This is a genomic window from Paraburkholderia sp. EG286B, assembly GCF_040965655.1.
Taxonomy (GTDB): Bacteria; Pseudomonadota; Gammaproteobacteria; order Burkholderiales; family Burkholderiaceae; genus Paraburkholderia.
In genome coordinates, this window is record NZ_JBFRCF010000033.1 from 37,959 (window position 1) to 58,785 (window position 20,827).

Below are 20,827 nucleotides of genomic sequence, written 5' to 3' on the forward strand. Positions count from 1 at the left end.
ATTCCATTTGTCTGCTCTTACTGCGGCGCGCCCGCAATGCGCATTGCACGGCAGCTGTAGGGAAATCCTTAACGAAAGTACAGCCCATCCGTACGGCGATTTCCGGCTATGCCGAGCAAGACGCCACTTCATTTCACGTAAGCTGGCAGTCACGATCGGTAGGGCGCAACGGGCTGCGTAACCACGACGCCCGGACACCGGTCGCATGTCTGGTGCCCAATTTCCCGAGCCTCGCGACAACGCATGGCTACAGACGCAACTCCGTTAATCGACAGGCGATGGGCAGGTCCTCCCTTCTGCCGTCAGTGCCAGCGAAAATCGCTCAGCCACGTTTCCGCGCGTCATTGGTCCACCATGGCAGCTTGGCAACAGCGGCTGATCCGGTTGCAAACCCTGCTCACGTATCCAGTGGCGTATCGCCGCAGCAGTTTCACGCCACAGGGGTACGGCACGCTGCTTTCGACCCATGCAGGCGTACCCACGGCGTTACAGCAAGCGTTACATCGGCCACCCGCATCCCGCTCAGCTCAGATACTCTGGCGCCGGTGTTGTAGAGCAGCGCGAGCAATAGACGATCGCGCTGTCCGAACCACGTATCTGCATCGGGTGCGTCCAACAAGTTCTTAATTCGTTCAGCCCGACACCTTAACCGATTCGCGCTCCGCGCCATTTGCACCAGAGCCGACGGCTGGCGTGCCGGTAGGGCTCATCGGCGCCCGGACCGCGCGAGAAGGGCTTCCACCACGGTAAAGCCGACGCAGTCGGCCGGGTCCAGCCGGCGCAGCTTGGCAAGGAGCTTCAGGGCAACCGCGCGTTCGCAGCGGCGAACGCTGATAAAGGCCAGCGCCTTCAGCGTGAAGAGCCAAAAGCGTGCCGGGCCAGGAATCGTGAAATCTGTGTCGCCTGGCTGTACGGCACACCAGTCAATGTCAATTGACGCTTCCCGGGCTGCAGCTGTCAAAGCCTTGGTTGCAACTTCCTTCGCTTCGCCAAGCTCGCCCCGGTTCGCGTAAAACTTGTATAGCAGATAGTAGGGTGGCAGGCAGCGCGGGTGAGAAAGAACGGCGGTCCACAATGCAGCGGTCACATCGTCACAGCGGCCGCCACGTGCGTCCTCGATTAAGCGCAATACGGCAGGAGGCACGGCGCCGCCAAACAGATCTGCCGACTCAATGCCAGTAAGGATATTCATTGACTTGCTCCAAAACGATAAGGCCCTTCCTGTGGTAGGTGGGCGGAGGCCAAAATGACGAGGTCGTATTCGTCTATCCAAACTTGAATTGGATTCCGTGGCCACCTCTCGGATACTCCCAAGAAAGGTTATGGTGTTCCCTGCATAGAATGCGACAACTGCCGCACTCAAGGCAGCCGTCGGTAATTAGAGTCACGGCGCCGTTGTTCTCATTCCGATAACAGGAAGCGGGGCAGACGAACGTACAGCTTTTATCGCTACATTCATTAATGCAGGTTTCGGGATTTCTTATTTGGACGTGTGGTCGGCCAACGTCAACTCGGTAACGGTTTTGGAATAGCTTCTCGTCGATGTTCACAGTAAGTCTGGTCATCGGAAGGCCCTCCAGAGTTTGTATGCGTCGCCCATCAGGCCTGTTAGTGAGCGACTTTTGCGGAAACTCGCCATGACCTCTCCTTTCTTTGTCTGCTTGTCCACGCCATCGACCGTAATCATTGTCCGAGCCGCTTTAGCGACGAGATCAGGGTATGTGGTGAAAAACTGCGGATTGTGATGCAAGATCTTCGGCATGTCTCGGTACTTGAGCAGGTCCTTCATCACGAAACTCCTGTCGAGCGCAGCCTTGTACCCGGAGAGGGCGCTAGCCCGATAGCTGTGGCCTCCGGAGGCTTTTGCGGCTATCGCGGTCTCCGCGGCGAGACGTCCTGTCGTCATGGCAAGATTAGAACCTTCGCGATGTGCGGAATTGACGAAGCCACCGGAATCGCCGACGATCATCCAGCCATTGCCGTACACTTCCGGGATTGCATTGAAGCCCCCTTCGGGGATCAGATGCGCACAGTACTCCTTCATTTCACCGCCGGCGATGAGCGGGGCGATGGACGGATGACGCTTCATTTTTTCAAGCAACACGTACGGGCTTGTACGGTTCGAGTTGTTTTTGAAGTCGCTCAGCATACAGCCGACGCCGATTGTCAGCGACTCCTTGTTAGTGTACAGGAAGCCGGTTCCAGCCATGCCGTCGGTGATTCGGCCGACCATCTCAATGACGACGCCTTCGTTATCGGCAACGTTAAAACGCTGGCAAATTGTTTCCTCAGGCATAAAGAGAATCTCCTTCACAGCCAGCGCGACATTGCCTGCCTTGATTTCGCCATGAAAGCCTGCCTTACGCGCCAATGTCGAATTGACGCCGTCCGCGAGGACCACGATGTCCGCATAGACGTCACCGTGTTGGCGGTCGCATTGCACGCCGACAACCTGGTCTCCGTCCATTATCAGGCGATTCACCGTGGTCTCGCAGATCAGCAAAGCGCCTGCTTCACGTACTTTCGATGAAAACCACTTGTCGAACTGTGTCCGTATGATTGTGTAGCGGTTATATGGGGGATTGTTGTAGTCTTCGCTGCGCGCGTGCGTGCCAACAAACGAGGTATCGTCGAGCATCCACAGGCGCTGCTCGATGATGTGGCGCTCGAGAGGGGCATCGTCACGGAAGTCCGGAATGATCTGTTCCAGTGCATTGGCGTAAAGAATCGCGCCCTGAACGTTTTTGCTTCCGGGATACTCGCCGCGTTCAATCTGAAGCACTTTCAGTCCGCCTTTCGCCATAACGTAGGCTGCGGCGTTGCCTGATGGTCCAGCTCCGACCACAATGGCATCGAATTTGGGGGAGGTTGCCATATTTGTATTCCTTACGAGTCTAGCCGCTGCGGTGTCAGGTGTTGCTTAAAGGCCTGTGTTAGTTCCGGTAGTACGCGCATTGCGTCCCCCAAAATGCCGTAGTGCGCGTAATCAAAAATCGGTGCGTTTGGGTCGGTGTTGATTGCGACGATGACGTCAGAGCTTTCCATTCCGACCCGATGCTGGATCGCACCAGAGATTCCCGCGGCGATATAAAGCTTGGGCCTGACAGTTTTGCCGGTCTGTCCAATCTGGCGTTCGGCTCGGACCCAACCCGCCTGCACGCATGGGCGGCTCGCGCCGACTTCGCCACCGAGCACCTGCGCTAGCTCGAACAGCAGCATGAAGTTCTCGCGATTCTTGAGTCCCTTGCCGCCGCTCACGATCACGTCCGCGTAGGCGAGGTTGATTTGATCACTCGTCTCGTCCGGGATGAAGTCAAGCAATTTAGTTACTATATTGGCCTCGATCATCCTGAGCGTTTCCTGCACGATCTCGCCACTGCGGCCTTGCTGCGCCGGCGGCATGGACATGACTCGTGGGCGCACAGTCGCCATCTGAGGGCGGGATTCGAGCGTCATGATCGTACAAAGCAGAGAGCCGCCGAAGGTCGGCCGCGTCGCAGCTAGTACACGCGAGGCGGGATCGATATTCAACTCAGTGCAGTCGGCAGTAAGGCCAGTCAGAAGCCGTGTTGCGACAGAGCCCGCGAGATCTCGGCCCATTGAAGTCGCACCGAGCAACAGTATCTCGGGGCAATACTTGCTAACCAGATCTGACAGGCCTTTCGTGAACGGTTCGTTGCGGTAACCGCGCAACACCGGATCGTGGATGACATACGCTTTGTCCGCACCCAAGGTGAACGCCTCAGCGGCAAATTGCTCGAGTGGCTCTTCAGTACCACCGAGTACCGCGACAGCGACGTTGCTACCAAGTTTGTCGGCGAGCTTGCGAGCCTCACCGACCAGTTCCCACGATACGCTGTGCGCACGGCCACGATCGTGCTCGATGAAGACCCACACGCCCCGATAGTCTTTCATACGGTCGGGAAGTTCTACGTTGCAGCCGTTAGCGTGTGCGATCGGCTCGGCCGGTTTTTGTTTCCAAGCAACAAGCGAATTCATGCATTCCTCTCCGTGAGCCGCAGGTCCACCTCTAGCGTCGGATGGCGAGTAAAGATCTTACGCACAAGTTGAGCCGCCGCGTCGTGGAGACACGACTCGGCGAATTCGATCATCTCGGCATCTTCTGCACGCGGCGTTGCGCCGAATACCTTACGTACGACGGTATGTGAACCCTTCAGCCCGATCTTGCTGACGTCATCGATCCCGGCCTGCTGGCGGTTCCACTTGCGTACGGGGAAGCCAGCGGCATGGATTACTCTGGGCAGTGTTGCGAAACGCAGATCGTTCGTGTTTTCAAGCATAGTAACAAGGCACGGCAACGCAGTCTCGAGTACCTGAACGCCCCCTTCAGCACGGCGTTCGGCCATGATCGTGCGTCTGCCGAGGTCAATCTCGAGGATTCTTGACACGTAGGTAAGCAGTTGGATGCCCATGCGCGTCGCGATGCCCGGGCCGACTTGGGCTGTATCACCGTCGATCGTTTGTTTGCCCGTAAAGATCATATCCACCGAGCGTTCACTCGCGATCTGGCGGATCGCGGCGGCCAACGCATAAGAAGTGGCGAGCGTGTCGGCGCCAGCGAACGACCGGTCGGTGATGAGCACGGCGTCGTCTGCACCGTAGCTGATGCATTTACGCAGTGCGTCCTCGGCCTGTGGTGGTCCCATAGAAAGTATCGTGACCCATGCGTCGAAGCGGTCTTTTAGCCGTAACGCTTCTTCTAGCGAGAAGAGATCGTAAGGGTTGACGATCGCCGGCACGCCTTGCCGCATGATGGTGTTGGTCACAGGGTGAACCCGAATCTGGGCAGAATCCGGTACTTGCTTGATGCAAACGACAATATGCATTGAGATTCTCCTAATCAGACGCCGCTGGGTGCCGACAGCGACGCGCACTGGCTTTTCAGGAAGACGACATGCCGGTCGGCGACCTTCTAAAGACTTTAAACACTCGTTGTTCAGGGGGCCTGGATACAACGAAGTCGTCGCAGGCCTTCCGCAGCAAGCCGTGATAGGTCAGCCTTCGTGGAGGGCGGCGTGTCGTTCTGTTGTTCGATGTACCGAAAGAAACGTTTCATGATGTGCAGGCGGTTCAACCTCACTATCCTTTTGTCGAGGGCAATGCAAAAGAGACGCGGAAATCCTCCATAGATGAAAGTGGACGAAGTCTCGGATGAGTCCTTCCACGGGTTTGCTCCTCCTAAGTCTGTTTCTCGCTATGAGCGGCCTTCAGGACGCTCTGACTCGCGTGCTCCGTACCTCACTCAAAAAGCGGCGGAGATCGATTGCGCTAGGCGGCTGCTTATGTCGCGTGGCGAAGGCCCGGATGTGCGGTAGCAGTAGCGGCACAAGCCGCTCCGATACCTTCAGGCCCAAAGCGTCATATGCGTCACGTACACCTTGAGACCCGGAATGATTGCCGAGCACTGTAGACCGTTGCCGGCCCACCTCTGCAGGATCGAATCCTTCGTAGGTTGCGGGGTGTTTGGAAAAGCCGTCCGTGTGAATTCCCGCTTCGTGAGTAAAAACGCCTCGACCGACGATGCTTTTTCCAGAGGAGACGGCTCGGCCCGACGCATGTTCGACCAGCGACGAAATACCGGGCAGCGCTTTAGTGTCGACGCCCGTATCTCGTCGCAGAAGATGACGTGCTCCCATCACGACTTCCTCTAGCGCCGCGTTGCCGGCTCGCTTGCCAAGACCGTTGACGGTGGTGCTGGCATGTGTTGCGCCTGCCGCAAGGGCCGCCAACGTGTTGGCTATGGCAAGTCCGAGATCGTCGTGCGCATGGATTTCGATCTCGAGGTCCACGGCAACGCGCAGCGCCGCAATCGCGTGGTATGTCTTAACCGGATCCAGCACGCCGACCGTGTCTGCGAAACGCGAGCGCTGAACCCCGTGCTGCCGTGCGCATTGAGCCACTTCGATGACAAAGGAAGGATCCGCGCGCGAGGCGTCTTCCATGCCGAGAGAAATGGTTGCGCGACTTCCGATTGCTATCTCGACTATCCGGTCAATTTGATGCAGAACCCACGTACGCGACTGCTGAAGCTTGTGGCGCAGATGAATATCCGAAACAGGGATAGAGAGGTGAACGATATCGGCATTGCAACGCAATGCCGCCGCTAGGTCACCTTCGGTGAGGCGTCCCCAGACGACTATACGAGAGCCGAGATTTAACCCGGAAATTTCCGCTATGCACGCCATTTCCTCGCCGCCCATTGCGGGAACCCCGATTTCTAGTTCCGGCACGCCGGCCTGAGACAAGGCGCTCGCGATCGCGCATTTTTCCTCGGCGCGAAATGCGACTCCTGCAACCTGGTCACCATCGCGTAGCGTCGTGTCATTAATAATTGGAAGATGCATGTCAAGTCTCCCGAGAGGTGTCGATCGCGCTGCAAACATCGTGCCAATGGGACGCTACGGCGGGAGTATGGTTCTGTTTGAACCTGAAAGGCATCATGTCGGGAATCGGAGTACGTGGTGTGATAAGTCGCGTCGGGAATGTCCCATTCCCAACAGTGTCGCGCTTGAATCTGGCCGATCGAGTTATCGGCGAACGCGAAAGCGGTTGCTTTTATCGCGAGTAATTCAAATGAATAAGAACTGAGACACAGCGCCAGCGTGGCTGGACTACCCATGTGTCATGGCGACGGAACACTCGGCGATGCTCTCGGCTTCAAGTATCGTCCACTCGCACATCGTGCGTTTTCGCGATGGCATGGATTTCGCTGGGAGCAATGGCACACCCACTGTTCATTGCGGAGAGATGCCATGCACGATTGCGCGAATGCCGGCGCTCTGATCTTGGCCGACGGCGCCAGAGTCACACACATCATGCCATCGGTGTCGGCCGCGGATCCACTTGCCGGATACGGCCGCTCTGATTCAAATGGCGCACCAGCCGGGTCAAGTTGCTGTTCGACCGACGCACCAGAAAACATCAGTGCGGAGGTGTGGGAAAGGATTAGAGATCACCCGTGTTATTCGGAGGACGCGCATCGCCATTATGCGCGCATGCATGTCGCAGTGGCACCCGCCTGCAATATCCAATGCAACTACTGCAACCGAAAGTATGATTGCTCGAACGAGTCGCGGCCTGGTGTGGTATCAGAGAAGCTCGCGCCGGATCAGGCCGTGAAAAAGGTGATGACCGTCGCCTCGAGGATTCCGCAATTGACTGTCGTCGGGATCGCGGGCCCGGGGGATGCACTGGCCAATCCGAACAAAACGTTCGACACCTTTCGTATGCTTCGCGAACTCAAGCCGGACATTAAGCTATGTCTTTCGACGAACGGCCTTTCTCTGCCTGACTATGTCAACGAAATTTGCGATTACGGCATTGATCACGTGACGATCACTATCAACATGGTGGACCCTGTCATCGGCGCAAAGATCTATCCATGGATCTTTTGGGATCACAGAAGAGTCACGGGCGAAGAGGCCGCGCGAATTCTGCACGAGCGGCAGATGCTAGGGCTCGACATGTTGAGCGCGCGTGGCGTACTTACGAAGATCAACTCGGTACTCATCCCTGGCATCAACGACGAGCACCTGGTCGAAGTGAATCGCGAAGTAAAAAGGCGGGGTGCGTTTTTGCACAACATCATGCCGCTGATCTCGGATCCTACGCACGGCACGTATTTCGGTGGCCGTGGCCAGCGCGAGCCTACCGCTCGCGAGTTGAAGGCCGTGCAGGACGCCTGCATGGGCGGCGCGGCCCTAATGCGCCATTGCCGGCAATGTCGTGCAGATGCAGTAGGCCTTCTGGGCGAAGACCGCCATCACGAGTTTTCGCTCGCAAGCATCGAACACATGGACCCCGTGGACAAGCTTGATCTTGGCCGTACACGTCAACGCCGCGTGAACGCCGAATGCGATGGAGAGCGCGAGATGAAACATAAGACACGAAGCTTGTCAGGAGCGACCCTGGTGCTAGGCGATGTCGAGGTGCGGATTGCCGTTGCGACGAAGGGAGGCGGGCTCGTCAACGCTCATTTCGGCCACGTTTCCGAGTTCCAGATTTTCCAGGTCAGCGCCGCTGGAGCCCTGTTTGTCGCGCACCGCCGCGTGGGCGCCTATTGCCGCGGCGGCGATGGCGATGAGGATGACTTGGGGTCGATCATACACGCGATCAACGATTGCCATGCTGTGCTGGTTGCAAAGATTGGCTTGTGCCCACGGAAGTCGCTATTAGAAGCGGGAATCGAACCCGTGGATATGTACGCCCACGAACCAATCGAAAAAGCCGCGCTTGCATGGCTCACCGACTATTGTGGCCGTCTCGCGACTTGCGAAATTGACCACATGGACCGCGGCGACGCGACAATCCCACAGATCGGGTTGACTAGAGTGGGAGAAGACGCCCCTGTTTGAGCGGCAGGTCGCGTAGTCGTCCCGACGTGCTCGGTTACACCAAAAATCATCACAAGGAGTCCATGGTATGGTCCTAAAGATCATTTCCTCCGCCTGCACTGGCTGCTCGGCTTGCGAGCCGCAATGCCCAAACGTCGCAATCATCGAGAAAGCCGGCGTCTTCGCAATTGATCCGAGGAAATGTACCGTGTGCGAAGGGCAATTCGATAGTCCACAATGCGTGGCGGCGTGCCCTGTGGACGGGTGCATCGTGCCGGCCTAGCGCTGCGGTTCCGCTTGCCTTGCGCAGTGTACCCGACGATTGTTCAATTCGACGATTTCTAAATCATGTTGCCAAATTTTGCAGTGACACCTGCCGCCGAAAAGTTTCTTCACCGTATCGCGCGCTTTTCCGGTCTGCCATCCGGTGCGGGCGTCCGTATTTGTGTGAGTACTGGCGGTTGCTCCGGATACGAAGCCGAACTGAGCGCCACCGCCGATGCGCAACCCGGTGACGAGACTACGGAGATCAATGGACTGCGGATTTTCTTGCCGGCAGAAAGTCGGCTGTTGCTCGACGGCTTTACCGTCGACTTCGTCGAAACACTAGACAGGTGTGGCCTTGCATTCAACAAGGGCAACGAAGCATTTGGCGTCGCCGCGCGCGCGCGCGATGGCGCAGGCAAGTTGAGCGACTCGCGTATCGACGCGAGTGCGATCGGACGCCGACGTAACTCATTGCCACGGGAGGTGTCATGAAGCGTGCATCCCGGTATTCAAATGAGCTGGGCGTGAGGGACGTTGAGAGCGACGATGCAGTCGAACTTGCTTTTCCACCACGGTTCGCCGTTGGCGAGCGAGTGATTGCACGCGCCGTGATTCGTAACGACGGTACATACAACGGTAAGGCTATGGGGGAACTGCTCGTGAGCCAAGGCGAGGCCGGTTATGTCACTGCAATCGGCACGTTTCTGCAGCGGTTCTACGTCTATGCGGTTCACTTTTTCGAAGGAGACCGCCGGGTTGGAATGCGCGCGAAGGAGCTCTGCACGCTCGACCGCCTGCCGCCGGAGGTGCTCGCCCAACTGGGGAAGCGCGCCGACGCGCTTCGCTGGATCGGTTCGTGGCACGCCGATATGGAGAAGGAGAACTGCGCGCAGATGCCGACGCTAAGCGCTGAGCGCATTAGCGAGCCGTTCGATGATGGTGGACTCCCTTAACTCGGCCTGTTTGTGTGGGATAAGGCGGCATCGTACTGCGCACGTGCGGCATCTCCGCCGGTTGTTGCAGCCATACGTCTGGCGCGAATCGCTTAACCAACCCGGGAGATATAAACGTGAAGGTCACGATCCGAAAGGATGACAATGGTGTATTCAGGGCCTATGTTCTGAAGAAGGATCTCGAGGAGCCAATCGTCTACATCGATGGAGCGCAGCTCTGGGGTGGACGTATTACGCTTGCTAACGGCTGGCAGTTTCAGTTGCCCGAACTTGCGAGCGATACCACGCTTCCGGTAACTGTCGAGGCGCGGCGCGTGTCAGGCGGGTGCGAATGACATGGGCCTTACTATGGAACAGATTCATGCGATAACTGAACTGGTTTGTACCGAACCGACGTTGCAGGAAGCCGCGGTAATTTGGCGAAAGCGCTATCCCGATGTGCGTATCATTCGGATCACCGCAGTCGAGCTAAGCGATGAGGAGCCCTTCCTCAAGTTCCGTGGTCGTCGGGTCTATCTAGCGACATGGACCGGCTTTTGCATTAATGTAACCACGGAGGCAGCGCAAGCGGATATCCTCATATTGGCAGAGGAGGCGTTTTGCGATGGCGACTGAAGAAATCGCACTTTGCGAGCTGGCATACCACACCACGGCGATCTAGCTTGTTTTCGCGGGCTTTCGAGTCGTTGGAGCAATGGTCCGAGCTCGATTCGTCCGAGCTTACGGTCGCTCGGCGCAGCGATGCCGTTGTCACCGTGACTCGACGCTCGGCAGCTCGATGGCCCTGCGTGTGCTGGGCATCGGGCGGGTGACGCAATTACCAGCGCGCCCTGCACATCCCATCCCATAGATTGCACGTGGAATTATCTTGGCCGGCTTAGCAGGCCGCTGAATTACCGCTGAAACACGTCATCGCGCAGAGCTCGTGAAGCGTTGATAGATGGACCACCACTTGCCCCACGGAGACCATGCGCGGCGCCGACACATTCACCGAGAGTCTGTTTTCCATGCGCAAGCTGGACGACTTCGTCCCCAAGTCGCATCCGTTCCGTTCGATCCGCGTAATGGCGAACGACGCGCTGGCGAGGATGGATCGACTGTTCGCCCAGATGTACGAAGCGGACATAAAGGGCGGGCGGCCGAGCATCGCTCCAGAGAAGTTGCTGCGGGCCACGCTGATTCAAGTGCTTTTCAGCATCCGCTCCGAGCGCCAACTGATGGAGCAAGTCCAGTACAACCTCTTGTTTCGCTGGTTCATCGGCCTGGCAATGGATGACGAGGGGTGGCCATCGCCCAGAAGAAGTGCCTGCTCTCGGGTGAACATTTCAGCGTGGACGGCACGCTGATCCAGGCGTGGGCCGGACTATGCCATTTCGCAGCAAAAGCGCAAGTTGATCGAACAAAGCTTCGGCTGGACCAAGACTGTGGGCCGCACGCGCCAGGTGATGGTGCGTGGCTTGAAGAAGGTAGACCAGATGTTCGTGTTGAACATGGCGGCCTACAACCTCGTGCGCATGCGCTCGCTGGCACAAATGCGCCCATAGTGGCGCAAGAAGGCGGCAATGAGGCCAGAAGTCGGCCTCACGACGCTTAAAAAAAGGTGGATTCGCGTTGAAATTGCACAATGCGAAAAATTTAGCAACGGTGGGCGCGTAAATCGAATACGCCCGCTTCCGTCGCGGGTGCATTTCCGCAACCTGTTAGGGCCTCGCCTGTATTTGCCGATATCAACCTGCCTCGACGTGAAGAGGACAGTGCGGAATATCGGTAAGCGGACGTACGCAATTAGTCAGTGACGGCGAACGCTTGGCCTGCGAATTGCAATACCGGTTTTTTTGGTCACGGGAAGGTGGGTTGACCGTCGGTGTCGCGCGGTTCTCTTCTCGTGTGCCGTTTAAGGCTGGCTCCGGGTGAGCTCTCCGCCTCGTTCGGCATCGCGCACGTAGGATGCCTCGATGAACCAATTGCCAAACGCAACATGTGGAAACCGCGCAAGCGCGAGGAGTCGGGATGTTAGGCGGAGCTATGCATCATAGAACAATACGAATCACGCGCTCTATGCCGTCTTCATCTGCACTGTGTTCCGCCTGGGCCACCAACGAAGATGTATCGGGTCCACCAACTTGGATGGTAGTTATCGGCCGGAATATTGCCGCCATCTCCGTTGCTGAATGGCCCGGCCGCGTGGTAGCAAGTCGATTGTCCCAACAAGTGCGGATCGTCCCAGGCAACAGTATCAGCGAGGTCGTAGTAGTAGAGGTTGCGCTGATAAGCTGCGTGGCCATATAGTTGACTGTCCCAATTACCACTACCGGCGCCTGGCCAAGACGTAAGCCCAGTTGTTTCTGTACCAAACCCAATCGACGTCGCGTTATGACTGTTCTGTCCGCCTTGATAGAACTCCGCGGGGTAGTAACCAATCGCGACTCCGTTACGAAGGAGCCACCAGTTCCCGTGTGCGTCGCGATGATATCCGGCACTGAACTCGTGCTGTTGACCGCCGGGAGAACTGATGTCAACTAACGCGCCCCCGAGTACCGCTTTCTCCGAAACCTGCACGAAATCCCCGCAGCTGTTGTTCCAGCATCCGGTGTTCACGTAGTTATCGGCGGTGCTGAAGATGAAGAAGTGCGGCAGATTGTCCGCAAACATGGAAGGAGAGACTACCCAGCCAGTCTCTTCCGACTGAAGAGGGTTTGCGCCGCCGGCTCTGTCTCCACCAAGAATCCAGATCTGGGACAAACTGAAATACTGACCCGCCGCAGCATCCACTTTCGGATTCCAGACATTGAACGTGACGTTGCCCCCGAGATTCTCGACGTTTTGCACGAATGTCGCATATTTGTGTGCATAGGGATCCGCGGAGAGTAATTGACTCGCGAAAAAGGGTGCATTCGCTGATTCGCCGCTTGACGGGAGCCTGGTCATCGGTGGAGGCGCCTTTCTGTGATATGCATCTACTGTCGTAAATCGACTAAGCTCTTCCAATGTGACTCTATTCAAGGGGACGCTGCCCGTACCACAGCTTGGCGTATTCACACCGTTTTGCAACTGTTCAGACGACCCTACCGATCGGCTGGATAAGTCACCGTTGAGGTTTGTCGCTGACGCTAACTGTGGAGGTGTTGCGATTTGCCTTATTTGATATCTCCGGACAGCTGGTTGCTCCATCAACGGAACGCAGTCATAGGTTTGGCCGTTCGCAAAAAAACTCCTTGAGACGTGTACTCCATTGTAACGTTCAATAATCGCTTGGCGCATCCCTTCAAAAGCAGACGGATCATTGACTTTGTAGTTGCGCGAGATTGGAGGTTGATGATCTGACTCAAGATGCGCCCCAGACTCGGGCCAAGAGCGACCAATAAAATCCTGAGCGGCGGCCGCTCTCGTGTCAGCCATGAATCTGTCAAATGATTCGATATGGGAATCCATGCTCTGCGAGTATGCGGGCATTGTCCATGTTAATATCCAGATCAGACACACAGAAGAGGCATACCGAATTGTGTTTGCAAGTCTACCGAGTTGTTTCCCGTTGTCGGGATTTACAACGGAGAATTCTTGTGCGATGAGGTAAATAGACTGCGGCGACATATGATTTTGGAGTTAACTTTTTTGCAAGGCAGATATGGAATGACAGGCGCCAGCTCCTTGTGGCGTTTCAAGGTCGATGCAATAATTGCATGCGCTCAGCCGCGGAATAATTGCTCAAATGCCCTTCACGAGCGGCCTGGCGGCGTGCTGCCGTAATGAGTGCCTTGTTGCGTGGAGGGGCGGACGGTGCGCTGACCTGCTTATCCATCGCATTACTGCTACAGCGCGGACAGGACGCCAACGAATTGGTGCGTACGAGTGTCTCGAACCGAAAATTGCAGTTGCGGCATACGTAGTCGTAAAGCGGCATGAGAAGTTCTCCTCAATGGGCAAGGTTGTGCGACGGAGCATCATCGGCGAAACGCGACGATTCGCGCATGGCGTTTTTGAGTCGGTCTACCGTTAGCAGCAGCTGTAGTCCAAAATCCGTGGCCATGTCGAAAGCAGTTCGCCCATCTGGCGCGACCAAGCTGTTACTCGCACCAAGGGATATTAGCAACCACATGACGTCGACTCTGCCGTTGGCGGCTGCCTGCATCAGGCATGTGACGTCATGCGCATTGGCATGATCGACATTAAGACCGGCACTGACCAACCGTAGAATCGGTCCGGGCGTTCCGCATAGACATGCGTACCATAGCGCATCGTTTTCGTTGTCGTCGAGCGCACTGACCGGTGCCCCTTCGTCGAGCAACGCGGCGACGATACGGTCTTCCCCATGCATCGCTGCGAGCATCAGCGGCGTTATGCCGTCAACGCTGCAGGAATGGGCATCCGGAAAGTCGTGTGCCGACAGCCATCTAGCGACTGACGAACGTGGCCGAGCTTGCAGACCCTCATCAGCGAGCGGGAGGCTTTGACCGTTCCCTTTTCGACGTGCGGCAGCATCGATTAGCAAGGCCATAGAAATTCTCCAGTTAGATTACGTGAGCGTTTTGGTAACTTGTGTGCATGGCGGCATCTTCATGTAGAAGCACCGCGGCGAAATGCAGCTTAGACCGGTCTGTTTTCGTTAGGATCACGGACTGGACCCATCAGTTCGAGTCCCTGCGCGTAACTGATGGGATCGAAACACAAGTCGAACTTCGACCCAGCATCGGCGACCGCGTCGAGTTTTCCCGCGGTGTCCTTTTTCCTCAGCTCTGCCTTGTCGAGATACAGGAGTTCAAGTATTTCGTTGTAGACCGTCGATTCCACGATAGGCAGGACATAGAATACTGCGCCCTGGTAGTGCGCCTGATAGCGACTCGAAAGATCGATGTTGTCGCAGAACAGAAAGTACTTTCCGTTGGGCGAGAGTGCGTCTCCCAACACTTCGGCGACGTCTTTCAGATCTTCGAAGCTCAATAGCCACCCCGCAAAAAATATGAGATGCGGGTTGCCGACGTCGGCCACTGCCATGACCTGCTCGCAAGACAGCTCAGGCGGGCGCGCTTCGTCAGCGAGTTGCGGTCCGAAGCGCAGCGCAAGTTCGCCGCGAAAACCGATGCGACGAGGTGTACTGGTGGGACCCTTGAACACTGCATTGAGCAAACGGCCCTCGCGCTGCAAGCGGGCGAAAACGGTCTGGTCAAGGCCCTTGTCGATAGTCATATCGTTCATTTGGTTTTCCTCTTAAGTTTGAATAACTTGTGAAATGGCAGTGACAGTTCGCAATTGGTCAAGAAGTATGACGTTTCGTTCGCAACTTTCGTACCACCAATCCCTCCCTTTCTGGCCCGCTGCCATTGACCGAGGCGGGCCGACAATGGTGGTGAAAATCTCGTTTGCGACAACAACGCACGATTTGTCAGGAAGCCGACGCTGCGAACGTCGGTAGGCGCCATGCCGGCATGCTTGCTCAAAGCGCGATTTGCAAGGCACTTCGACGATTCTGGAGCCTTGGCATAGAAACTGCACTATAGCGATTCGCGCGGACAGCATCCGGCCGATGCGTGACTCCACAGAAGAAGATCATATGGACACTGCACGCTGAGGACATGATCGCGGCTTTGCAGCCTTGATTGGCAACCTTGGTTTAATCCTTCTATCTCAATGGAGTATCACGATGGTTCAACTTCGGCAGATCGCTTTCTACGGAAAGGGCGGGATTGGAAAATCGACCACGTCGCAAAACACGCTCGCGGCGCTCAGCGACCTCGGGCAAAGGATCCTCATTGTCGGCTGCGATCCGAAGGCAGACTCGACACGGCTGATACTGCACGCGAAGGCGCAGGACACAATTCTCTCCCTCGCGGCGGAAGCTGGCTCGGTGGAGGACCTCGAACTCGAGGATGTCATGAAGATTGGCTACAAAGACATACGCTGTGTGGAGTCGGGCGGTCCTGAGCCGGGTGTCGGTTGCGCGGGTCGCGGTGTGATTACATCGATCAACTTCCTGGAGGAGAACGGTGCCTACGACGGAGTGGACTACGTCTCATACGATGTGCTGGGCGACGTGGTGTGCGGGGGCTTTGCAATGCCAATTCGAGAGAACAAGGCACAGGAGATTTATATTGTGATGTCAGGCGAGATGATGGCTATGTACGCTGCGAACAATATCTCAAAAGGGATTCTCAAATATGCTAACAGCGGTGGTGTGCGTTTGGGCGGCCTCATTTGCAATGAGCGCAAGACAGACAAGGAATTCGAGCTTGCGGAATCGCTCGCAGCGATGCTCGGTACACGTCTGATCCACTTCGTGCCGCGCGACAACATCGTGCAGCATGCGGAACTACGCCGTATGACGGTGATCGAGTACGCGCCAGAGAGTGCACAGGCCGCCGAGTATCGCGCGCTTGCAGAGAAGGTGCATAACAACGCTGGCAATGGTGTGATCCCAACGCCGATCACGATGGACCAACTCGAAGATCTCCTGATGGAAAAAGGAATTATGGTGCAGGTCGATGAGTCGAAGGTTGGCAAGACAGCGGCTGAACTGACGGTCTGACGGCTGCAGGGATGACGGTTGCCGTGCGGCGTACGGCAACTGATTTCGCCGATCACATTTCTCCATTTATGGATATGCAATGACCGCAACGGTTGAAGAACGTAAGGCCGCTCACAAGGCTCTCATTGACGAAGTGCTGCGAGCTTACCCGGAAAAGATGGCCAAGCGGCGGGCCAAGCATTTAGGCACTTTTGAGCAGGGTAGGCCGGACTGTGGGGTGAAGTCCAACATTAAGTCGCTGCCTGGTGTTATGACGATTCGCGGCTGCGCATATGCCGGTTCGAAGGGCGTCGTCTGGGGACCGATCAAGGACATGATTCACATCAGTCACGGACCCGTCGGCTGCGGCCAGTATTCGTGGGGTTCGCGCCGCAATTATTATGTCGGAACAACCGGAGTCGATACGTTCGTCACGATGCAGTTCACTTCTGATTTTCAGGAGAAGGACATCGTGTTCGGTGGCGACAAGAAACTCGACAAAATCGTCGATGAGATTCAGGAGCTGTTTCCGCTCAACAGAGGCATATCAGTTCAAACGGAATGCCCGATCGGTCTGATCGGCGATGACATCGAGGCAGTCTCGAAGAAGAAGAGCACGCAGTACGGCGGGCACACAATCGTACCCGTACGCTGCGAGGGATTTCGCGGCGTATCACAGTCGCTTGGGCATCATCTCGCGAACGATGCGATTCGCGATTGCGTGCTCGACCGTGCCGACCCGAATAAACATTCCGCGCTCAAATCAACTCTGTACGACGTTGCGATCATCGGTGACTACAATATCGGCGGCGACGCATGGTCAAGCCGCATTCTCCTTGAGGAGATGGGTTTGCGCGTTATTGCGCAGTGGTCGGGCGATGGTACGCTCGCTGAACTGGAGCATACGCCGCGCGCAAAGCTTAACCTGCTCCACTGCTACCGGTCAATGAATTACATCAGCCGACATATGGAAGAGAAGTATGGTATTCCTTGGCTGGAATACAACTTTTTCGGTCCAACAATGATTGAAAGGAGCCTGAGGGAGATCGCGAGCCGATTTGACGACACAATTAAGACCAATGCGGAGAAGGTGATCGCCAAATACCGCCCGCTGATGGATGCGGTAATCGCGAGGTATAAGCCACGCCTCGAGGGTAAGAAAGTGATGCTTTTTGTAGGCGGCCTTCGCCCGCGCCATATCATCGGGGCGTACGAAGACCTCGGCATGGAAGTCGTTGGAACCGGCTACGAGTTTGCCCACAACGATGACTATCAGCGCACTACGCATCACGTTCACGACGGCACGCTAATTTACGACGACGTGACCGGCTACGAATTCGAGCGGTTCGTCGAACGCATGCGGCCGGACCTCGTCGGTTCAGGAATCAAGGAAAAATACGTCTTTCAGAAGATGGGTGTTCCGTTCCGCCAGATGCACAGTTGGGATTATTCAGGCCCGTACCACGGCTACGACGGATTCGCGATCTTTGCGCGCGACATGGACATTGCAATTTCTAGTCCGGTCTGGACTCTTTCCAAGGCGCCGTGGAAAAAGGCAGTGTGAGCTAGGCGGGCCGCTGGCGATACGGTTGTGTCGCCTGATGGCTCTTCAGGAAATCGATTCAGGAGCGAGTCATGCCCCAATCAAGCGACAACATTCTCGATCACGAACTGCTCTTTCGCGAGCCGGAATATCAGGCGCTTTTGCGCAACAAGAAGCAAGATTTTGAGTTCGGTCATCCTGATGAGGCAGTGAGGGAGGTTGCCGAATGGACGAAGACTGAAGACTACAAGCAGAAGAACTTCGCGCGCGACTCGCTAACCATCAATCCCGCGAAGGCCTGCCAGCCTCTGGGGGCGGTATTCGTGGCAAACGGCTTTCATAAAACACTGCCGTTCGTGCACGGCTCTCAGGGCTGCGTGGCCTATTACCGCTCACACTTTTCTCGGCACTTCAAGGAACCGACGTCGTGCGTGAGTTCGTCGATGACAGAAGACGCGGCGGTCTTCGGGGGCCTCAATAATATGATCGACGGTCTGGCGAATGCATACAACCTTTATAAGCCCGAGATGATCGCCGTATCGACGACCTGCATGGCAGAAGTCATCGGTGACGACCTCGATGCATTCATCAAGAACAGTAAGCAGAAGGGGAGCGTTCCGCAAGACTACGATGTGCCGTTCGCTCATACGCCCGCGTTTGTCGGCAGTCACGTGACGGGTTATGACAATGCTCTACTCGGCATTCTCAAACACTTCTGGGACGGGAAGGCCGGTACCGCAACACCACTCATGCGTGTGCAGGACGAGAGTGTAAATTTTATCGGTGGCTTTGACGGTTTCGTGGTGGGCAACATCAAGGAGATTCGTCGTATCTTCGATCTGTTCGGCGTGAGGGTCAACATCATCTGCGATCCTTCCGATACATGGAATACGCCAACGGATGGAGAATTCCGCATGTACGAGGGTGGGACAACGAAGGAAGAAGTTGAACGTGCTCTGAATGCGAAAGCAACGTTCATTTTCCAAGAGTATTGCTGCGAAAAGACGGCGAAGTATATCGTGGAACACGGCCAAGAGGTAATTGTGCTTAATTCCCCAGTCGGCGTTGCTGGCACCGACCATTTCCTCATGGAGATATCCCGTGTCACGGGCCAACCGATTCCACCTGAACTGGAGAGGGAGCGGGGGCAACTCGTTGATGCAATGGCGGACAGTCAGGCTATTCTCCATGGCAAACGCTATGCGCTCTTCGGCGATCCTGACCAGATGCTAGGTTACACGCAATTCTTGCTCGAGTGCGGTGCAGAGCCGGTGCATGTTGTGTCGACAAACGGTAACGACGGCTGGGCCGAGAAGGTCAGGGCGTTGTTAGACGCGTCGCCATACGGGGCCGGATGCAACGCCTATCCGAAGCGCGATCTCTGGCATCTGCGCTCGCTGCTGTTTACCGAACCAGTCGATTTCCTGATCGGCAACACTCACGGGAAGTACCTGGAGCGTGATACGGGGACACCGCTAGTGCGACTCGCGTTTCCTATTTTTGACCGGCATCACTATCACCGCTTTCCGACTTGGGGGTATGAGGGAGCATTGCGCGTTCTATTGGCACTACTTGACGAATTCTTCGAGAAGCTCGATGCTAGTACGATTGATATTGCGAAGACTGATTACAGTTATGACATTGTTCGATGATGGCAGGATGGTTGTTTCCTAGGCTTGGTTTGCCCAGCCCCTCGACGTGGGCGATCGTGCGCGGCCGCTCAGCAGGGCGCGGTCCGCACGACTTTTTGACTAGTCGTCCACAGCACCCAGGTATGGCCGCGCTCCGTAGTCCGATTCGCAACCTTGCTCTAAAAGCGCTTGCTGGAAGTTGCAAATCTCGCTGAATTAACTTGATTCAATGAGAGAGGGCAGCGGAAGCAAGTCCTGCTGGTGTAAAGCGGGAATCGCACGCTAGTCTTCTCCGAGGAACACGCAAATGGACGCGTCTAACACAACCCTCCGTGGACGAATACGGCGCTAGGTCCGTTGAACCAGATGAATTGCACCGGATTCGCCGCGATGGATCGAAGTACTTCCATTTCAATGGGAGTGCCTGCTTATCGTATTGACGTATGTACCGCATGAGCTTTTTGTCGAGATCCCTGGTGCTGGTGAATACGCCACGCGCAATGACGTCGCGCTGGATGCGGGCAAACCAGTTCTCGATCTGATTCAGCCATGACGAATACGTGGGCGTGTAATGTATCGAGACCTTCGGATGGTCGACCAGAAATATTTGAACAGCGTCGGTTTTATGGGTGCTCACGTTGTCACATAACGCGTGAATCTCCTTTCCGCGTGGCTGCGCCGATACTACCTCGGTGAGGAACGCGACAAACTGGGCGCTGGTATGGCGTGGCGCGGTTTTGCCCAGCACTTCGCCGGTGGCGACATTCAATGCGGCGAACAGGCTCAGGGTGCCGTTGCGTTTGTATTCGAAGCCATGACTCTCAGCGCGCCCGGGCGAGAGCGGCAACATCCGGTCCTTGCGATCCAGCGCCTGGATGGCTGTCTTCTCGTCCACGCAGAACACCGCCGCATGCAACGGCGGATTGAGGTACAGCCCGATCACATCGGCGGCCTTGGTCTCAAAGTCAGGATCGTTGGACACCATGTGCGTATCGAGACGATGTGGCCGAATGTCGTGCTTGCGTCAGTTACGTTGCACGGTCATGAAGGCCATGCCCAGCTGTGCCGCCAGTTTGCGGCTGCTCCAGTGCGTCGAGCCGTCGGCCGGCTTGCGTCGCAGCGCGTAGTCGAGCACTCTCGCTTCAAGGCCCGCGAGGTCAGATCGCGGCACACGGCCTGGATGTCTGCCGTACAGGCCAGCAAGGCGCTCACCGAAACGCGATTGCCACGTTGTGATGAAACGCGAATCGCATCGCAATTCGGCCATGATCGCCGCCCGCGAGGCTCCTTCGTCGAGCAGCAGGATCAACCGCGCACGCCTCACCTCGCCAACGGTCATTGTGCGGCTGCGCTGAATCGACATCAGTTCTTCGCGCTCGGTTTCACTCAGATTCATTTTGCACATGCACTATTAGACCAGTGCAATTTCATTGGTTCACTGGACTAGGTGGCCGCCTAGCAGGTTGCGGAAATACGCCCCCGGCGGAAGCTGCCTTCCTCGATTTACGCGCCCACCGTCTCCAAATCTTTCGCATTGTGCAATTTCAACGCGAATCAACCTTGTTTTAAGCGCTGTGGGG

19 protein-coding genes and 4 pseudogenes are annotated in these 20,827 nt (G+C 56.3%); 10 read left to right on the forward strand and 13 right to left on the reverse strand.

Going from position 1 to position 20,827, the window contains the following annotated elements:
• Positions 1 to 430: 430 nt before the first annotated feature.
• The 8 genes and pseudogenes from AB4Y42_RS38850 to nifV all read right to left on the reverse strand — a co-directional run bounded on the left by AB4Y42_RS38850 (position 431) and on the right by nifV (position 6,365).
• Positions 431 to 670: a tyrosine-type recombinase/integrase gene (locus tag AB4Y42_RS38850; protein WP_368692182.1), complete on the reverse strand. Its 240-nt coding sequence runs from the start codon at positions 668 to 670 to the stop codon at positions 431 to 433.
• A 36-nt stretch (positions 671 to 706) separates the two neighbouring features.
• Complete coding sequence (locus AB4Y42_RS38855) at positions 707 to 1,192, reverse strand: hypothetical protein (protein WP_368692181.1); 486 nt, start codon at positions 1,190 to 1,192, stop codon at positions 707 to 709.
• A 73-nt stretch (positions 1,193 to 1,265) separates the two neighbouring features.
• Positions 1,266 to 1,565, reverse strand: a complete 300-nt coding sequence (locus AB4Y42_RS38860) for a ferredoxin family protein (protein WP_368692180.1) — start codon at positions 1,563 to 1,565, stop codon at positions 1,266 to 1,268.
• Positions 1,562 to 2,875, reverse strand: a complete 1,314-nt coding sequence (locus AB4Y42_RS38865; RefSeq protein WP_368692179.1) for an FAD-dependent monooxygenase — start codon at positions 2,873 to 2,875, stop codon at positions 1,562 to 1,564. The genes AB4Y42_RS38860 and AB4Y42_RS38865 overlap by 4 nt, the downstream gene beginning before the upstream one ends.
• Before the next feature lie 11 nt (positions 2,876 to 2,886).
• Positions 2,887 to 3,999 carry an electron transfer flavoprotein subunit alpha/FixB family protein gene (locus AB4Y42_RS38870; protein WP_368692178.1) on the reverse strand — a complete coding sequence of 371 codons (1,113 nt, stop codon included), beginning with the start codon at positions 3,997 to 3,999 and terminating at the stop codon, positions 2,887 to 2,889.
• Positions 3,996 to 4,847, reverse strand: a complete 852-nt coding sequence (locus AB4Y42_RS38875; RefSeq protein WP_368697215.1) for a nitrogen fixation protein FixA — start codon at positions 4,845 to 4,847, stop codon at positions 3,996 to 3,998. Before AB4Y42_RS38875 ends, AB4Y42_RS38870 begins: the two co-directional genes overlap by 4 nt.
• A 55-nt stretch (positions 4,848 to 4,902) precedes the next feature.
• Positions 4,903 to 5,077: pseudogene (locus tag AB4Y42_RS38880) on the reverse strand (nitrogenase-stabilizing/protective protein NifW).
• A 151-nt stretch (positions 5,078 to 5,228) separates the two neighbouring features.
• Positions 5,229 to 6,365 (reverse strand): homocitrate synthase, encoded by a 1,137-nt coding sequence (gene nifV, locus AB4Y42_RS38885; RefSeq protein ID WP_368692176.1) that lies wholly within the window; start codon positions 6,363 to 6,365, stop codon positions 5,229 to 5,231.
• Between the two features lie 543 nt (positions 6,366 to 6,908).
• On the opposite strand from nifV, the pseudogene nifB reads away from it, so the two are divergent.
• The 7 genes and pseudogenes from nifB to AB4Y42_RS38920 form a co-directional block, all read left to right on the forward strand.
• Positions 6,909 to 8,375, forward strand: a pseudogene (gene nifB / locus AB4Y42_RS38890) (nitrogenase cofactor biosynthesis protein NifB); the annotation flags it as partial.
• A gap of 67 nt (positions 8,376 to 8,442) precedes the next feature.
• Positions 8,443 to 8,637 (forward strand): 4Fe-4S binding protein, encoded by a 195-nt coding sequence (locus AB4Y42_RS38895; protein ID WP_368692174.1) that lies wholly within the window; start codon positions 8,443 to 8,445, stop codon positions 8,635 to 8,637.
• 65 nt (positions 8,638 to 8,702) lie between these two features.
• A complete protein-coding gene (locus tag AB4Y42_RS38900) occupies positions 8,703 to 9,113 on the forward strand; it encodes a HesB/IscA family protein (protein ID WP_368692173.1) in 411 nt (136 codons plus the stop codon).
• The gene (locus AB4Y42_RS38905; RefSeq protein WP_368697216.1) at positions 9,110 to 9,574 is read left to right on the forward strand and encodes a nitrogen fixation protein NifZ; all 465 of its coding nucleotides are present in this window, start codon (positions 9,110 to 9,112) and stop codon (positions 9,572 to 9,574) included. The genes AB4Y42_RS38900 and AB4Y42_RS38905 overlap by 4 nt, the downstream gene beginning before the upstream one ends.
• A 116-nt stretch (positions 9,575 to 9,690) precedes the next feature.
• Positions 9,691 to 9,909 (forward strand): putative nitrogen fixation protein NifT, encoded by a 219-nt coding sequence (gene nifT, locus AB4Y42_RS38910; RefSeq protein ID WP_368692171.1) that lies wholly within the window; start codon positions 9,691 to 9,693, stop codon positions 9,907 to 9,909.
• 13 nt (positions 9,910 to 9,922) lie between these two features.
• Complete coding sequence (locus AB4Y42_RS38915) at positions 9,923 to 10,189, forward strand: hypothetical protein (protein WP_368692170.1); 267 nt, start codon at positions 9,923 to 9,925, stop codon at positions 10,187 to 10,189.
• Between the two features lie 353 nt (positions 10,190 to 10,542).
• Positions 10,543 to 11,118 (forward strand): annotated as a pseudogene (locus AB4Y42_RS38920) (transposase).
• A gap of 523 nt (positions 11,119 to 11,641) precedes the next feature.
• Here the strand turns inward: AB4Y42_RS38920 and AB4Y42_RS38925 are convergent.
• The 4 genes from AB4Y42_RS38925 to AB4Y42_RS38940 form a co-directional block, all read right to left on the reverse strand.
• A complete protein-coding gene (locus AB4Y42_RS38925) occupies positions 11,642 to 13,006 on the reverse strand; it encodes a neprosin family prolyl endopeptidase (RefSeq protein ID WP_368697217.1) in 1,365 nt (454 codons plus the stop codon).
• A 226-nt stretch (positions 13,007 to 13,232) separates the two neighbouring features.
• Positions 13,233 to 13,475 (reverse strand): zinc ribbon domain-containing protein, encoded by a 243-nt coding sequence (locus tag AB4Y42_RS38930; RefSeq protein ID WP_368692168.1) that lies wholly within the window; start codon positions 13,473 to 13,475, stop codon positions 13,233 to 13,235.
• Positions 13,476 to 13,487: 12 nt separating this feature from the next.
• Positions 13,488 to 14,069: an ankyrin repeat domain-containing protein gene (locus AB4Y42_RS38935; RefSeq protein WP_368692167.1), complete on the reverse strand. Its 582-nt coding sequence runs from the start codon at positions 14,067 to 14,069 to the stop codon at positions 13,488 to 13,490.
• Between the two features lie 89 nt (positions 14,070 to 14,158).
• The gene (locus tag AB4Y42_RS38940; protein WP_368692166.1) at positions 14,159 to 14,767 is read right to left on the reverse strand and encodes a hypothetical protein; all 609 of its coding nucleotides are present in this window, start codon (positions 14,765 to 14,767) and stop codon (positions 14,159 to 14,161) included.
• 445 nt (positions 14,768 to 15,212) lie between these two features.
• Here AB4Y42_RS38940 and nifH point away from each other — a divergent pair, with 445 nt between their 5' ends.
• The 3 genes from nifH to nifK all read left to right on the forward strand — a co-directional run bounded on the left by nifH (position 15,213) and on the right by nifK (position 19,268).
• Entirely contained in the window at positions 15,213 to 16,094 is an 882-nt protein-coding gene (nifH, locus tag AB4Y42_RS38945; RefSeq protein WP_368692165.1) for a nitrogenase iron protein, read from the forward strand.
• Positions 16,095 to 16,173: 79 nt separating this feature from the next.
• Positions 16,174 to 17,637 (forward strand): nitrogenase molybdenum-iron protein alpha chain, encoded by a 1,464-nt coding sequence (gene nifD, locus AB4Y42_RS38950; protein ID WP_368692164.1) that lies wholly within the window; start codon positions 16,174 to 16,176, stop codon positions 17,635 to 17,637.
• Between the two features lie 71 nt (positions 17,638 to 17,708).
• On the forward strand, positions 17,709 to 19,268 hold the full coding sequence (gene nifK, locus AB4Y42_RS38955; protein ID WP_368692163.1) for a nitrogenase molybdenum-iron protein subunit beta: 1,560 nt from the start codon (positions 17,709 to 17,711) through the stop codon (positions 19,266 to 19,268).
• A gap of 331 nt (positions 19,269 to 19,599) precedes the next feature.
• On the opposite strand, the pseudogene AB4Y42_RS38960 reads toward nifK, so the two are convergent.
• Positions 19,600 to 20,652: pseudogene (locus AB4Y42_RS38960) on the reverse strand (IS630 family transposase); the annotation flags it as partial.
• Positions 20,653 to 20,827 lie beyond the last annotated feature (175 nt).

Bases quoted from the DNA above. Each gene is read 5' to 3' on its own strand.
- nifH (WP_368692165.1), top strand. From the start codon at position 15,213: ATGGTTCAACTTCGGCAGATCGCTTTCTACGGAAAGGGCGGGATTGGA.
- AB4Y42_RS38870 (WP_368692178.1), bottom strand. From the start codon at position 3,999: ATGAATTCGCTTGTTGCTTGGAAACAAAAACCGGCCGAGCCGATCGCA.
- AB4Y42_RS38855 (WP_368692181.1), bottom strand. From the start codon at position 1,192: ATGAATATCCTTACTGGCATTGAGTCGGCAGATCTGTTTGGCGGCGCC.
- AB4Y42_RS38925 (WP_368697217.1), bottom strand. From the start codon at position 13,006: ATGGATTCCCATATCGAATCATTTGACAGATTCATGGCTGACACGAGA.
- AB4Y42_RS38930 (WP_368692168.1), bottom strand. From the start codon at position 13,475: ATGCCGCTTTACGACTACGTATGCCGCAACTGCAATTTTCGGTTCGAG.
- AB4Y42_RS38905 (WP_368697216.1), top strand. From the start codon at position 9,110: ATGAAGCGTGCATCCCGGTATTCAAATGAGCTGGGCGTGAGGGACGTT.
- AB4Y42_RS38915 (WP_368692170.1), top strand. From the start codon at position 9,923: ATGGAACAGATTCATGCGATAACTGAACTGGTTTGTACCGAACCGACG.
- AB4Y42_RS38850 (WP_368692182.1), bottom strand. From the start codon at position 670: ATGGCGCGGAGCGCGAATCGGTTAAGGTGTCGGGCTGAACGAATTAAG.
- AB4Y42_RS38895 (WP_368692174.1), top strand. From the start codon at position 8,443: ATGGTCCTAAAGATCATTTCCTCCGCCTGCACTGGCTGCTCGGCTTGC.
- AB4Y42_RS38940 (WP_368692166.1), bottom strand. From the start codon at position 14,767: ATGAACGATATGACTATCGACAAGGGCCTTGACCAGACCGTTTTCGCC.
- AB4Y42_RS38875 (WP_368697215.1), bottom strand. From the start codon at position 4,847: ATGCATATTGTCGTTTGCATCAAGCAAGTACCGGATTCTGCCCAGATT.
- AB4Y42_RS38865 (WP_368692179.1), bottom strand. From the start codon at position 2,875: ATGGCAACCTCCCCCAAATTCGATGCCATTGTGGTCGGAGCTGGACCA.
- AB4Y42_RS38860 (WP_368692180.1), bottom strand. From the start codon at position 1,565: ATGACCAGACTTACTGTGAACATCGACGAGAAGCTATTCCAAAACCGT.
- nifK (WP_368692163.1), top strand. From the start codon at position 17,709: ATGCCCCAATCAAGCGACAACATTCTCGATCACGAACTGCTCTTTCGC.
- AB4Y42_RS38935 (WP_368692167.1), bottom strand. From the start codon at position 14,069: ATGGCCTTGCTAATCGATGCTGCCGCACGTCGAAAAGGGAACGGTCAA.
- nifV (WP_368692176.1), bottom strand. From the start codon at position 6,365: ATGCATCTTCCAATTATTAATGACACGACGCTACGCGATGGTGACCAG.
- AB4Y42_RS38900 (WP_368692173.1), top strand. From the start codon at position 8,703: ATGTTGCCAAATTTTGCAGTGACACCTGCCGCCGAAAAGTTTCTTCAC.
- nifD (WP_368692164.1), top strand. From the start codon at position 16,174: ATGACCGCAACGGTTGAAGAACGTAAGGCCGCTCACAAGGCTCTCATT.